This window comes from Methanomethylovorans hollandica DSM 15978, assembly GCF_000328665.1.
Lineage (GTDB): Archaea > Halobacteriota > Methanosarcinia > Methanosarcinales > Methanosarcinaceae > Methanomethylovorans > Methanomethylovorans hollandica.
Map to the genome: position 1 here is coordinate 1,650,861 of NC_019977.1, position 14,215 is coordinate 1,665,075.

Here is a 14,215-nt window from a genome sequence, read left to right on the forward strand (position 1 = left end):
TTAAAAAAAACCGGTTGTTTTAAGCATTTTGAATGCCAGATCTGTGACCGCAAATTTAGCCTTGCTGACAAAACTTACAGGATCAATGGATATGGCTCCGCTTGCACGGGCTTCTTCATAGACAGTAAGCGGGGCTGTAGTTGTGATAAGGTTTCTGACAGTATCTTCATCGGTAGCGATGATCACAGTAGGATGGTAGTCACTTACATCCTTGACCTTTTCGAATTCTGTCACTCTGCCGTTCTCTGTAACTAGCCATACGTTCAGTTCACTTCCATCGTTCATTATAATTCCCGCCAGGATACCTTCGTTCCCAAGGAGAACCTTAATTGAGCCGGGAAGTTCTTCGTAGTATGCGTTGTATTCCGTAACAGACCTGTCCAGGTCATTGAACAGCTCTGCATTTGCAGTACCCATCGTAATGAACAACAGGATAATTAACATGCATAAGGTCTTTTTCATACCGTACCTCTTTTTTGTCCATTCAGCAGGAGTTTTTCCGTTAATCCTTGTTTTCTTTTTCTAGTATAAAGCCTTGTTCGTCTTAAAAAGAACAATTTATTGATATTTCGGGCATATATATATGTCCTCTGTCCTGAGATTGTTTTTTATATCGTGGTGTAATTAAGATATTGCTGTAAAGTATCTTTATTATTTTCCTTTACACGTACTCACTTCGAGGTTTCCGGATGGGAGAGATAATTGCAAGTGAATCAATGTGGGAGTACTTCCACTGGCTTGAAGCAAAGCTGAAACAGGAAATGGACATAGCTAACAAGGCCAGAGAACGAGGGCGTGATCCAAAGCCCTTTGTGGAGATACCACTTGCAAAGGACCTGGCTGATCGGGTAGAGAACCTCATCGGCGTACAGGGTGTAGCTCAGCGTATCAGGGAACTGGAAACGACCATGTCCCGTGAGGAAGCTGCACTTGCTCTCGGAAGAGATGTGGCTGTAGGTACTGTTGGTAATTTTGAAGACAGGAAAAAAGCCATAGAGGCTGCTATCCGGGTATCCATGGCAGTGATTACGGAAGGTGTGGTGGCAGCCCCCATTGAAGGTATTGATAGGGTAGACCTGGGGAAGAACGATGACGGTACGGAGTATATCCGCATCCTGTATGCCGGTCCCATACGTAGTGCAGGTGGTACTGCCCAGGCCCTTTCTGTGCTGGTAGGCGATTATGTCCGCAGGAGCGTAGGCATCGACAGATACAAGCCACGAAAAGAAGAGGTAGAACGATATGTTGAGGAAATATTGCTTTACAGAAGGGTGGCAAACTTGCAATACACGCCTTCGGAATCAGAGATCAAGCTGATAGTAGAGAACTGTCCCATTTGCATAGATGGTGAGCCCACCGAAGAAGAGGAAGTTGAGGGGCACAGGAATCTGGAGAGAGTAGAAACAAATCGTGTCAGAGGAGGCATGGCCCTTGTGCTTGCAGAGGGACTGGCCCTGAAAGCCCCAAAGGTCCTGAAACACGTAAAAAAGCTACAGATGGATGGATGGGACTGGCTGGAAACCCTCATAGCAGGTACCAAGATCAGTGGGAGTGAAGAGGAACAAACTGCAGGTGTAAAGCCCAAAGATAAATATCTGAGAGATCTTATAGCCGGAAGACCGGTATTCTCCCATCCTTCAAGGCCTGGGGGGTTCAGGCTAAGGTATGGAAGGTCCCGTAATACTTCTTTTGCTGCTGCTGGCATCAATCCGGCCAGTATGGTGATCCTGGATGATTTCATTGCTCCCGGCACTCAGCTTAAAGTGGAAAGGCCTGGGAAAGCTGCAGGTATGGCTCCTGTAGATTCCATAGAAGGCCCCACAGTAAGGCTGAGATGCGGTGATGTTGTCAGGATCGACGATGTAGAAGAAGCTCATAGATTGCACCCGGAAGTTGAATATATCATCGATATAGGTGAAATATTGATCAATTATGGTGACTTTCTTGAAAATAACCATGTATTGATACCTTCACCATATTGTTTTGAGTGGTGGTTACAGGATTATTCTCTTGCTACCGCTGAAGACGGATCAGCTAAGCCGGAACTGAAGCATCCCTCCCAGGAAGCTGCCCTGGAAATGTGTGAGAAACACAACGTCCCTCTTCATCCCGATTTCACTTACTTGTGGCATGATATAACTGCTAATGAATTTGTAAGATTAGCAGAGTTCATCGAAGAACATGGGTCTTTGAATAAAGCGTGCTCGGTTTTATCGTTGCCCCTTAAAGAAAGTGCTGATAGTGGGATAAAGGTCATTCTTGAAAACATGCTGGTCATGCACAGGGTACTTGAAGGAAATATCCTGATCATGCAGCCTCTTCCTCTGATCCGCTGCCTGGGCCTGGGAGCTAAACTTCACAGAAGGTGGTCAGTTCTTGAAGCAGAGACAGGCCTTGAAGCTGTCAATGTGGTCAGTGGACTGCTTGTGCGGGCACGTGCTCCTTCCAGGATCGGGGCACGCATGGGAAGACCTGAAAAATCGGACAGGAGAATGATGTCACCTGCACCACATGCACTGTTCCCTATTGGGGAAACCGGTGGAAATACCCGTAAGCTTGAGGATGCTGCCAGCTACAAGGAATCTGTAAACGGAAAAGTGGGGCTTATACGAGTGGAGATCGGCTCAAGGATATGTCCTGCATGTGGCATGGACTCTTACGAGTTCAGATGTGAATGTGGTGAATTTACCGTTCCCAAGCTTTCCTGTCCGAGGTGCGGCATTTCGGTTAACAGAGAAACATGCCCTAAATGCGGGGTGAACACTACATGTGCCCGCATGCAGCAACTGGATTTCAAGAAAATATATCAGCGGGCCTTTGAGAAACTTGGTGAACGTGAATCGAATATTGATGCCATCAAAGGTGTCAAAAGGATGATGTCTCGCAATATGACCCCGGAACCTCTTGAAAAAGGCATTCTGCGTGCCAAGCATGAATTGTATACTTTTAAGGACGGTACTGTAAGATATGATATGTCGGATATACCTCTTACACACATAAGAGCGGATGAGCTGGGCGTACAAGTGGAAAAACTGCTGGAAATAGGTTATTCAGAAGATGTATATGGAAAACCACTTATCAGCGGAGATCAGGTGGTATGCCTTAAAGTTCAGGATATTGTCGTTTCATATGATTGTGCTGGATATCTTTTAAAAATAAGCCGATATGTAGACGATCTTTTATCCCAGTATTACCATCTTGAACCTTATTATAATGCTCAGAGCATCGAGGACCTTGTGGGCACACTTGTCATGGGGCTTGCACCCCATACATCCGCAGGTGTTCTGGGGAGACTTGTGGGTTTCACCAGGGCTGCGGTGGGTTATGCTCATCCTTTCTTCCATGCGGCAAAAAGACGTAACTGCGACGGTGATGAGGATTGTGTAATGCTGCTCATGGATGGACTTATCAATTTCTCAAGGGAATATCTGCCGGACAGAAGAGGTGGAAAGATGGACGCACCGCTTGTACTTACCACTCTCCTGGACCCGAGCGAGGTGGACAAGGAAGCTCACAATATAGATGTATGTGCCCATTATCCTCCTGAGTTCTATGAAGCTACTTTGGAATACACGAACCCAAAGGAACTGGAAAGTAAAATGGACCTTGTCAGCAGTCGCCTGGGTACTCCCCTGCAGTACGACCATTTCATGTTTACCCATGATACTTCTGACATAGCTGGAGGGCCGCCTGTAAGTGCTTATAAGACCCTTGGCAGCATGGTCGAAAAAATGGATGCTCAGCTGGCCCTGGCAGATAAGATAAGGGCTGTTGATGCATCTGATGTTGCTGAAAGGGTTCTGGTGTCGCATTTCCTGCCGGACCTGTTTGGCAATCTGAGGGCCTTTTCCAGGCAGAGCACACGTTGCATCAAGTGCGAGGGAAAATTCCGAAGGCCACCACTTACAGGTGTATGTCCTAAATGCGGAGGCCGTGTAATATTGACAGTGCATGAAGGCTCTGTGAAAAAATATCTGGAAGTGTCTAAAAAGGTAGCTATAGATTACAATGTTTCAGCTTATACCAAACAGCGTATTGAACTTGTAGGCCTTGATATTAAGTCTCTCTTTAATAATGACAAATCAAAGCAGACAGGTCTTTCAGAGTTTATGTGAAAAATTATTTGATCGGCAGACCAAAGGCATTTATCTGGTTGATCAGCTCTGTGAACTGTTCGACCTCAAAGGCTATCACTGCTTCCCGGGTCATGCTTATGGACATTTCCCCGTCATAGCTGAGCATCTCGGGCCCTCTGCGCACGAACCTGTCAATGCCGTCCCTGGATAATGCTGCCTTTGCTTCAGGATCATGTACGAATGCCCTTCCCGGGATAAGGACTGTTTCTTTGACATTCCCCAGGTCAAGATCATTAAGGTCTTCTATGGTTATAAGGCAACCAATATCCTTGTTAACAGGTACCACGTTCACAAAGCTCCCCAGCCTGTCAAAGATCTCTGCAAGTCTTGAAACTGCTGCTTTACTGGTGATAAGTGTTGCCTGCTTTCTTATTTCAGGAAGCTGGGACATGGCCTGCTCATCATTGCGCAGTGCAAAGGGGCAGCCTATGAGGGGGTCTTCCAGAGGAGTTCCGGTTATCCTCATGCTATATCTTGAAGCAGCTTCCATGACAATGTTCGTGAATTCATCTATTGTATGCGTCTTGAAACCGTCCAGTACAGGGCCATTACCCAAAATAAGTCCTTCTTCCCTGCAGTTTGCAAAACGCATGAGTATGGCACCTTTTGCCCCCATGTCCTGCAGATCTGCAAGTGTTTTCCATAACTCTTCGCCGTCATTTACACCGGGTATGAGCACAATGGCAGCATAGACATCACAATGCCTGCTGAAATCCTTCAGCACCTGCAGGGATGCTTTAGGGTTGGGATCACGCATATGATCTGCCCGAAGTTGTGGGTCTGTAGAAAAGACAGTAAAGGACACTTCTGCAACACCATGTTGTATAAAGAACTCTGCATCATTTGGAGAATTGAAACCTTTGCCGCTGGTGTAGCCCAGATGAATTGGTTTTCTAAGCTGGGAAAGAACAGCTACGAGATCTCGCAATTGAGGATAGCAGCTTACATCACCTCCTCCGCTAATGGTGATCTTTTCTATCTCGTTGGCTCTGAACCTGATGCTGTCTGACAGGCTGTGAAGAACAAACTGCATGGGTTTAAAACCAGTGTATGATTCCCTCACTCCTCTGGTACAGTAATCACACCCTTTATGAAAAGGAAAACAATATTTGCACCCGAAGGGTGGTATCTCTTTTACTTTTTTAAAGTAACAATATGTGCAGAACCCATTGCAGTCTATGCCCGGACTGCCACCAACATCGGCTACAATTTCCATTTGTATCGTGTGATACCATATGTATTACTTAAATCTTTGTAATGCACGAGAAGCATATGTTCATATAACACGTGCACAAAAGCAAATATATACATAAAAGTTTATTAATATTATTTTGTATGAAAAATAAAAGTAAATTTACGCAGGATATACATTTAGAAGGCACTTTAAGTGTTACTCTAAAAGCCAATTTAATATAATAAATATAATATATAGTACTTACCCTGAAATTGAATGCAGAGAGAATATTGATGCAAAAGGTTTAAAACCTAATTAATCTTAATTAGCGGATATTCCAATGGAAAATATCGTATCTTTTAACGATTGTACAGATTTTTTATTAACACTCTATCTGTACACTTTCCATAATGGATCTTAACAAATAGGAGGAAATATACGTGTCTGATAAAATAGACATTTACGACGACAAAGGTAAGCTGTTGGAAAGCGGCGTCGATCTTATGGACATTGCGCCAACAAGAAACGCAGCCATACAGAAAATCGTCAAAGACACCAAGAGGACTGTTGCAGTTAACCTTGCAGGTATCGAGAATGCTCTTGCCAGTGGTAAAATGGGTGGCGCTGGTCGCCGTATCCTTGGCAGAGAACTTAAATATGACATCGTTGCAAACGCCAGTGCCATACAGGACTCTGTTGCAAAATTGATCCAGGTCAACAAAGACGATGACACCAATGTACAAGTACTTGCTGGCGGAAAGCAGTTACGTGTGCAGGTTCCATCCCTTAGGACTGCAATTGGTGCAGACTATGTTTCAGCAAGCACAGTAGGCGCAGCAGCCGTGGTACAGACCATCATCGACATGTACAAGGTAGACATGTTCGACGCACCTATCGTTAAGGGTGCTGTATGGGGAAGCTACCCACAGACAATGGACATGATGGGCAGCAACGTTGCATCCATCCTCAGTATCCCACAGAACAACGAAGGTCTGGGTTACTCTCTGAGGAACATCACCACCAATCACATTGCAGCCATCACTGGCAAGAGGGCCATGAACTCTGCAGCACTCTCATCCATCTTCGAGCAGGTAAGCATGTACGAGATGGGTAACTCAGTGGGCTTGTTCGAGAGGCACCAGCTTCTGGGTCTTGCATACCAGGGACTGAACGCTAACAACATGGTATGTGACATTGTCACCAAGAACAAGACCGGTACTATCGGTACTGTAGTGGAATCAACAGTTGAGAGAGCTATCGAGGACGGCGTCATTGCAGTTGACAAGAAAGCACCATCCGGATACAACTTCTACAAGGCAAATGATGTCTCCAAGTGGAACGCATATGCAGCAGCAGGTATGCTTGCAGCCACCATGGTGAACTGTGGTGCAGGAAGAGCAGCACAGAACGTTTCTTCAACCATCCTGTACTTCAATGACATCCTGGAAAAAGAGACAGGACTTCCAGGCTGTGACATGGGAAGAGCTCAGGGTACTGCAGTCGGATTCTCCTTCTTCAGCCACTCAATCTACGGTGGAGGCGGACCAGGCATCTTCAACGGTAACCACGTAGTTACCAGGCACTCCAGAGGATTCGCAATTCCTTGTGTATGTGCAGCATGTTCACTTGACACAGGCACCCAGATGTTCACTATTGAGAAGACATCCTCACTTGTGGGCAACGTGTTCGGTTCAATACCAGAATTCAAGGAACCGATCAAGGCAGTTGCAGGAGCGCTCTAAATCCATTAATATCCTATGTCATGGTATCAAAGGTAATCACAGATGTCAAATATGTCCTCAGACACAACAAAGCATTTGCAGCTTGAAATAGTTCCTCAGCGTTTGCTCAGGCCCGAAACTGCCCAGGATCTCCTTAATAAGATCCTGGACCTGGAAGGAGTCATAAGGCTGTTTATTCACGGCCCGAGATTGCCCGGAACAGTACCATATGGTCCTGCAAAGGGAACCGCCCTGGTCCATGATTCCAGACGCCTTATAGAAATAGAAGGCAAGGCAGTGGAATTGATGGTCAGTGTAGGTAGCATCCGTCTGGAAGTGACAGATGCCGACGTGAAAGAACAGGTGCATGAGATATGCGAGAAGATACTTCCGTTCCCCTTTGAGTTCAGAGAGGGTAATTTCATGCTAAGAAGGCAGACTGTTTCAGGTTATGCAAGGTTCGGACCTGATCAGGACCCCCTTCTGGTGGGTATGACCGATCCGAAAGGCAAACTGAAAGACCAGGTATGTTTCATCAAAGATGAGTGATGTTATGTTCGACCGGGAAACACAAGTTGTTGACTGTAGGCATGGGATGGGACTTGGAAGAGGAGGGGGTCTCGCACAAAGAGGCACGCTTTCTGAAACCGGAAGATCCGATGTTATAGCAATTGCAATGAGCCCCGGAAGGAGACATATCACAAAACCTGTATGCGAAATTACCTACGGTATGCGTCGCGAAGAAATACAGGTGAGCGTCCTGGTACTTAATACAGGATCAGGCATACCTGATACTAACATGGGTTCCGGTACCTTCGGGATATCACCCGAGGAAGTGGCCCAGATCTCAAGGCATAAACTTGCGGTCATACATACAGGCAATGTAAGGGACCATGTGATCAAGAAAGTAAGGAACATACTTGAACAAGTGAATGTTCCTGCCATTATCGTGTGTCAAACTCCCGTAGATTTTGAGGATTTTGCAATGGCAGGTGTGAAGACAAGGCTTGTGAAACCAAAAGATAAGGATATTGTGACAAAAGGAAAAGTAATGGAAATTGTGACAGGGATTACACGAGGCGAATCATGTTCAAGGGAAAAATTGAACGAACTCGTGAAAGCCGTGAAAACCACAATGAAATCATTAGATGTTAGGAGTGTATGATTATGGCATATAAACCACAGTACTACCCAGGTGCAACATCTGTTGCAGCAAACAGAAGGAAACACATGTCTGGCGATGTGGAAAAGCTCAGGGAGATCTCCGATGACGACCTGACTATGATCCTCGGGCACCGCCCAGCAGGCAGCGACTACCGCAGCACCCACCCACCACTTGCAGAGATGGGTGAGCCAGAGTGCTCTATTAGACAGACTGTAGAACCAACCCCAGGAGCCAAAGCCGGTGACAGGGTAAGATATGTACAGTTCGTAGACTCAATGTACAATGGTCCATCTGTACCATACTTCAGATCCTACGGTGCAGCCATTAAGTTCAGAGGCGTGGACCCAGGTACTCTTTCCGGTCGTCAGGTCGTTGAGGCCCGTGAGAGAGACATGGAAGAGGTTGCCAAGTTCCAGATAGAAACAGAGATGTTCGACCCCGCACTTTCAAGCCTTAGAGGCGCAACTGTGCACGGCCACTCCCTGAGACTTCAGGAAGATGGTGTAATGTTCGACATGCTGGACAGGGCAAGACTCGAGGAAGACGGTATCGTGAAGATGCACAAGGACCAGGTAGGAAGACCTATAGACAAAAAGGTTCAGCTTGGAAAGCCAATGTCTGCAAAGGAAGCAGCAAAGAGGACAACCATCTACCGTGTGGACAACGTTGCTTACAGGAGCGACAAAGAAGTTATTGAATGGGTCCACAGAGTGTTCGATCAGAGAACAAAATACGGATTCAAGCCGGAATAATCGAGGTGACATAAATGGCAGCAGACAAAAAGATGTTCGCAAAGCACTTGGAGATCAAGTTCACAAAAGAGCACGGTGCCAACAAGATGGAAGGTGGCAAGATCACTGACATGGTTGGTAAGTACTACAGGCTCGGTGTTGACCAGAACCCAAGGAAAGTTGAAATGAAGAAGGCAGGTCAGGAGCTCGCCAAGAAGAGAGGACTTGTCGGTTACAACCCCATGATGCACTGTGGTGGTATTCCACTCGGTCAGAGAGCACTTACTCCATCCTTCATATCAGGCACTGACATGATGGTAGAGGTCGACGACCTGCACTACGTGAACAACGCTGCAATGCAGCAGATGTGGGATGACATCAGGAGAACCTGTATCGTCGGTATAGACTTAGCCCACGAGACCCTTGAGAAGAGACTGGGTATCGAGGTCACACCAGAAACCATCAACTTCTACCTTGAGACACTCAACCACGCCCTTCCAGGCGGCGCAGTGGTCCAGGAACACATGGTAGAGACCCACCCCGCACTTGTGGATGACTGTTACTGTAAGATCTTCACCGGTGACGATGAGCTTGCAGATGAAATAGACAAGCAGTTCCTTATTGATATCAACAAGGAATTCCCCGAAGAGCAGGCAGCTCAGATTAAGGCAGCTATCGGAAAGACAACCTGGCAGGCAGCCCACATCCCAACCGTGGTCAGCAGGGTAACAGACGGTGCCCAGACTACCAGATGGATGGCCATGCAGGTCGGTATGTCCTTCATCTCCGCATACAGCATGTGTGCCGGTGAGGCAGCAGTTGCTGACCTTTCATATGCCGCAAAGCACGCTGGTGTCATCTCCATGGGTGAGATGCTTCCTGCAAGACGTGCACGTGGTCCAAACGAACCAGGAGGAATTTCCTTTGGTCATCTCTCAGATATCGTACAGACCAGCCGTGTAGACCCAGAAGACCCAGCACACGTAGCCCTTGAGGTAGTCGGTGCAGGCTGTATGCTCTACGACCAGATCTGGCTTGGATCATACATGTCCGGTGGTGTGGGTTTCACACAGTACGCAACAGCTGCATACACCAACAACATCCTGGATGACAACCTGTACTACAATGTCGACTACATCAACGACAAGTACAACGGTGCAGCCAAGAAGGGTACCGACAACAAGGTAAAGGCCACTCTGGAAGTTGTCAAGGACATCGCCACAGAGTCCACCCTGTACGGTATGGAGAACTACGAGAAATACCCAACTGCACTCGAGGACCACTTTGGAGGATCCCAGAGGGCAACTGTGCTCTCCGCTGCAGCAGGTGCTGCAACCGCTATCGCAACTGGTAACGGAAATGCCGGTCTGTCCGGATGGTACCTCTCTATGTACCTGCACAAGGAAGGCCATGGCCGTCTCGGTTTCTTCGGTTTCGACCTGCAGGACCAGTGCGGTGCAACCAACGTGTTGTCCTACCAGTCCGACGAGGGTCTGCCTGTTGAGCTGCGTGGACCAAACTACCCCAACTACGCCATGAACGTAGGTCACCAGGGTGGATACGCTGCAATAGCATGTGCAGCACACGCAGGCCGCGGCGACGCATATGCAGTGAACCCACTCATCAAGGTCTGTTTCGCAGACAACCTCCTGCCCTTTGACTTTACAGCTCCAAGGAAGGAATTCGGTAGGGGCGCACTGCGCGAGTTCATGCCTGCTGGTGAGAGATCACTCATCATCCCGGCAAAGTAAATCAAAAAGTAAAATACAGGTAGGCTTCATGCCTACTTTTTTCTCTTTTTTCATACTATAACCCCATATTCCAGCGGCTTATTCTGCTGACTTTCCTAACTGTTATATATCATGCAATTCTTTTTCATATAGTACATTTAGGCTTATACTGCCCGTTTTCATGGAGTGTCACCTATGCAATATAGTCTGGGAATAGATGCCGGCGGAACTTTTACAGATGCTGTCCTCATTCGTGATACGGATGGGGCCATCGTGCAGAAAACAAAGGTAATTACCACATATCCTGATCCATTAGATGGGATAAGCAGGGCCATCGATGAACTGGATAAGGAATATACCCGCAATGTTAAACTGGTGTCAGTTTCCACCACACTTTCCACCAATACTATCCTTGAGGACACCGGATTTCCTGTGGCTGCTATCCTCGTTGGAGATTATGCTATACCACAGGAGGGATTCCCCACACCTAATTATATTATGGTTAACGGCGGCCATACAAGTAATGGTGAAGAGGCTGCTCCTCTGGACGAGGAGAAAGTAAGGAATTTCGCTCTGGAGGTAAAGGACAAGGTAGCTGCATTTGCTGTTTCTGCCTTCTTCAGCAATAGGAACTCGGACCACGAGCTCAGGGTGAAGCACATAATTACGGAACTGACTGGACTGCCGGTAGTATGTGGGCATGAACTGTCCCAGGAAGTGGGAGCATATGACCGTGCGATAACAGCATATCTCAATGCCCAGTTGCTGCCCATCACACATAATTTTATACAGTCCATACTGAAGGATATTCATGCAAGAGGTATTGAGGCAAACCTTCTCATGTTAAAGTGTGATGGCTCTGTGATAGGTATGGAAGAAGCATTGGAGCGTCCGATAGAATCAATCTTCTCAGGTCCTGCCGCAAGCCTTGTAGGTGCTTCCTACCTTACAAAACTGGACACTTGTGCCATGATAGACGTAGGTGGCACCAGTACCGATGTCGCTCTTATAAAAAATGGTGTGCCTGAGCTCAGTGAGCATGGAGCCATTGTAGGAGGCTGGAAGACAATGGTCAAAGCTGTCCGCATGGAAACCTCAGCCACCGGAGGAGATAGTCATGTATGGATCAGCGATCGCAAATTCCACGTGGGGCCCCGCAGGGTCATTCCGCTCTGCCGTGCAGCACAGCAATATCCGGGTTTTCTAAAGCAGCTTCATGAGAGTAAGAGTCCTTCAAAGAAACTTCTTGATGAGAATGTGCAATCCACTAAATATTTTGTTCGCACTGGATTCAGACCTATAGGACTGACAAAAAGTGAGGAAGAGATATATGATTATATTTTGCATACTCCTGTATCCTATGTTGACCTCTTCCAGAAAATGAAAAAGCATCCAAGCACCTATGCTATAGATAACCTCATCAAAAAGCGTCTGATACAGCCTATAGGTTTCACTCCGACGGATATGCTCCATGTACTTGGAGAAATGCAGAAATGGGACACTGAAGCTTCTATTGCAGGTGCTGAAAAACTGGCAAAATTATTGCAGCTAGATAAAGAAGAATTCTGCCGACAAGTGAAAAGAAAGGTAGCAAGAAACATGGCATCAGCCCTGATCTCCTACCTCATAGAAGGTATACCGGCCGATATTGTGCAGCGTATCCTTTCAGCTGAGAATTTTACCCGTTTTAAGGTCGAAACACCTGTTGTACTACTGGGTGGACCTGTGTGGGCGTTCAAGGAAGAGATGGAAAAACTCATTGATGCGCAGTTCATAGTACCTGAGAATGCTGATGTGGGCAATGCAGCAGGTGCACTGGTAGGCAAAGGCATAAAAAGAGTGGACATCCTTATTAAGAAACACTTTGCTCCCATTACCGGAGAAGGTGTCTCGAATGAGGAGCTAAAAGAGGCAAAAGAAGTTGTGGAATACTTCGTATTCACCCCTGAGGGAAGAAAGGTCTTTACTGACCATGTCGAAGCCATAGCATTCGCGACAGAAACCGGTAAAAAGATAGTAATGGACTATATGATAGCTGCGGGTTATTGTAGCAACGATGTGGGTATCGAGGTCACCAGAAAAGATATGGTGATCACCGAAGGGGAAATGCCCATGGAATCCAAGATCATAGTGGTGGGTGTGGGAACATCCCACATAGTGATGGAAAAGAGCTGTATCCCCGAATATATGCGTAAAAAAGCATTCAGTTTCAGCAAGGCGCTTGATGGATCATATTCCGGAAAATGATCATTCATCAAGCATTTCTATTTTTGCTCCGATGGAACTAATTTCCTCAAAGAATTTAGGATACGAGATGGACACAGAGTCAGCAGTATCTATCGTGGTTTTTCCGGCAACCATTGCTGCAAGGGTCAATGCCATCACTATCCTGTGGTCATGCCATCCATGTAGATCTGCTCCGGCGAGCTTGCCGCCAGTGATAGTAAGACTGTCTGGCTCCTCTTTGATCATGATACCCATCTTTGAAAGTTCCACTGCCATGGCATGCAACCTGTCGGTCTCTTTATAGCGCACATGCTTTGCATTGCCTATCACAGTCACGCCATCGGCAACAGCAGCAAGTACTGCTACAGTGGGGACAAGATCAGGGGTGGCTCCGGCATCGAAGTTTATGCCTTTAAGTTGTTTTCCTTCAACTGTCACAACACCTTGTTGCGCGTCCCACTGCACCTCTGCCCCCATGAGCCTCAGCACATTGATGATCTCGGAATCACCCTGCTTTGAAGGGAAAAGATTATGGACAGTGATGCATGAGCCAAGCATTGCTGCAGCTGCAAGCAGATAGGAAGCAGAAGAAAAATCTCCCGGAACAGTGTAATCTTTAAGATCGTACTGCTGATTTGCAGGAATGATGAACTTAATACCATTGGATTCATCCACAAGTATCTTTACTCCTGCTTCCTGTAACATTTCTACTGTAATGTCCACGTAAGGTCTGGACTTCAGCTCTCCTTTTATGGAAAGGATCGTATCTTCAGTGGCAAGGGGACAAGCCATGAGCAATGCAGAAATGAACTGCGAGCTCATGGAACCATCTATCTCAGCGGCAGAGCCTTTGAGCCCGCCTCTTACTACAATGGGAGCACAGCCGTTGTTCCTTGTGGAAAATACGTCTACATTAAGCCTGTTGAGCACATCCAGAAGCGGCTGATTGGGCCTTCCTCTGATGGAACTGTCACCTGTTAGCACTGTCGCGCCATTTGCCAGTGAAGATATGGCGGTCATGAGGCGCAGAGTAGTACCAGAGTTCTTCACATCTATTACATCATCAGGAACACCGGGTTTTCCCTTCATGCCTATTATATGCAGATCACCATTGACTTTTTCTATTTTAGCTCCTAATTTTTCACAAGCTGCTACGGTTGCCAGTGTATCTGCTGACAATAAGGGTTTTCTTACGATGCATTCGCAGGAAAGCGCACCTATGGTAATAGCACGATGCGTATAACTTTTGGACGTCGGTGCGTTCAACTCTCCGCCAATATTTGAGACATCAACTGAAACCCTCATTTGTGTACAACCTCATCTTGCAAAACT

10 protein-coding genes are annotated in these 14,215 nt (G+C 46.8%); 7 read left to right on the forward strand and 3 right to left on the reverse strand.

All coding sequences use genetic code 11. From position 1 onward, the window contains the following. The gene (locus METHO_RS07940; protein ID WP_015325021.1) at window positions 1-462 is read right to left on the reverse strand and encodes a hypothetical protein; all 462 of its coding nucleotides are present in this window, start codon (window positions 460-462) and stop codon (window positions 1-3) included. Between the two features lie 227 nt (window positions 463-689). Here METHO_RS07940 and METHO_RS07945 point away from each other — a divergent pair, with 227 nt between their 5' ends. Next, window positions 690-4,115 (forward strand): DNA polymerase II large subunit, encoded by a 3,426-nt coding sequence (locus METHO_RS07945; protein WP_015325022.1) that lies wholly within the window; start codon window positions 690-692, stop codon window positions 4,113-4,115. A 4-nt stretch (window positions 4,116-4,119) separates the two neighbouring features. On the opposite strand, the gene mmp10 is transcribed toward METHO_RS07945, so the two are convergent. Next, window positions 4,120-5,352 (reverse strand): methyl coenzyme M reductase-arginine methyltransferase Mmp10, encoded by a 1,233-nt coding sequence (gene mmp10, locus METHO_RS07950; RefSeq protein WP_015325023.1) that lies wholly within the window; start codon window positions 5,350-5,352, stop codon window positions 4,120-4,122. 398 nt (window positions 5,353-5,750) lie between these two features. Here mmp10 and mcrB point away from each other — a divergent pair, with 398 nt between their 5' ends. The 6 genes from mcrB (at window position 5,751) to METHO_RS07980 (ending at window position 12,904) form a co-directional block, all read left to right on the forward strand. Next, window positions 5,751-7,052: a coenzyme-B sulfoethylthiotransferase subunit beta gene (mcrB, locus tag METHO_RS07955; RefSeq protein WP_015325024.1), complete on the forward strand. Its 1,302-nt coding sequence runs from the start codon at window positions 5,751-5,753 to the stop codon at window positions 7,050-7,052. A gap of 42 nt (window positions 7,053-7,094) precedes the next feature. Further along, the gene (gene mcrD, locus METHO_RS07960) at window positions 7,095-7,580 is read left to right on the forward strand and encodes a methyl-coenzyme M reductase operon protein D (RefSeq protein WP_015325025.1); all 486 of its coding nucleotides are present in this window, start codon (window positions 7,095-7,097) and stop codon (window positions 7,578-7,580) included. Further along, window positions 7,573-8,196: a methyl-coenzyme M reductase I operon protein C gene (gene mcrC / locus METHO_RS07965; RefSeq protein WP_048831112.1), complete on the forward strand. Its 624-nt coding sequence runs from the start codon at window positions 7,573-7,575 to the stop codon at window positions 8,194-8,196. Before mcrD ends, mcrC begins: the two co-directional genes overlap by 8 nt. Before the next feature lie 2 nt (window positions 8,197-8,198). Continuing rightward, window positions 8,199-8,948: a coenzyme-B sulfoethylthiotransferase subunit gamma gene (gene mcrG, locus METHO_RS07970; protein WP_015325027.1), complete on the forward strand. Its 750-nt coding sequence runs from the start codon at window positions 8,199-8,201 to the stop codon at window positions 8,946-8,948. A gap of 14 nt (window positions 8,949-8,962) precedes the next feature. Then, on the forward strand, window positions 8,963-10,678 hold the full coding sequence (mcrA, locus tag METHO_RS07975) for a coenzyme-B sulfoethylthiotransferase subunit alpha (RefSeq protein WP_015325028.1): 1,716 nt from the start codon (window positions 8,963-8,965) through the stop codon (window positions 10,676-10,678). A 174-nt stretch (window positions 10,679-10,852) separates the two neighbouring features. Continuing rightward, window positions 10,853-12,904, forward strand: coding sequence for a hydantoinase/oxoprolinase family protein (locus tag METHO_RS07980; RefSeq protein ID WP_015325029.1), 2,052 nt, complete (start codon window positions 10,853-10,855; stop codon window positions 12,902-12,904). On the opposite strand, the gene aroA is transcribed toward METHO_RS07980, so the two are convergent. Beyond that, a complete protein-coding gene (gene aroA, locus METHO_RS07985; protein ID WP_015325030.1) occupies window positions 12,905-14,188 on the reverse strand; it encodes a 3-phosphoshikimate 1-carboxyvinyltransferase in 1,284 nt (427 codons plus the stop codon). Window positions 14,189-14,215 lie beyond the last annotated feature (27 nt).

Excerpts from the sequence above, each read along its gene's own strand:
- METHO_RS07940 (WP_015325021.1), bottom strand. The coding sequence starts at position 462 with ATGAAAAAGACCTTATGCATGTTAATTATCCTGTTGTTCATTACGATG.
- METHO_RS07945 (WP_015325022.1), top strand. The coding sequence starts at position 690 with ATGGGAGAGATAATTGCAAGTGAATCAATGTGGGAGTACTTCCACTGG.
- mmp10 (WP_015325023.1), bottom strand. The coding sequence starts at position 5,352 with ATGGAAATTGTAGCCGATGTTGGTGGCAGTCCGGGCATAGACTGCAAT.
- mcrD (WP_015325025.1), top strand. The coding sequence starts at position 7,095 with ATGTCAAATATGTCCTCAGACACAACAAAGCATTTGCAGCTTGAAATA.
- mcrC (WP_048831112.1), top strand. The coding sequence starts at position 7,573 with ATGAGTGATGTTATGTTCGACCGGGAAACACAAGTTGTTGACTGTAGG.
- mcrG (WP_015325027.1), top strand. The coding sequence starts at position 8,199 with ATGGCATATAAACCACAGTACTACCCAGGTGCAACATCTGTTGCAGCA.
- mcrA (WP_015325028.1), top strand. The coding sequence starts at position 8,963 with ATGGCAGCAGACAAAAAGATGTTCGCAAAGCACTTGGAGATCAAGTTC.
- METHO_RS07980 (WP_015325029.1), top strand. The coding sequence starts at position 10,853 with ATGCAATATAGTCTGGGAATAGATGCCGGCGGAACTTTTACAGATGCT.
- aroA (WP_015325030.1), bottom strand. The coding sequence starts at position 14,188 with ATGAGGGTTTCAGTTGATGTCTCAAATATTGGCGGAGAGTTGAACGCA.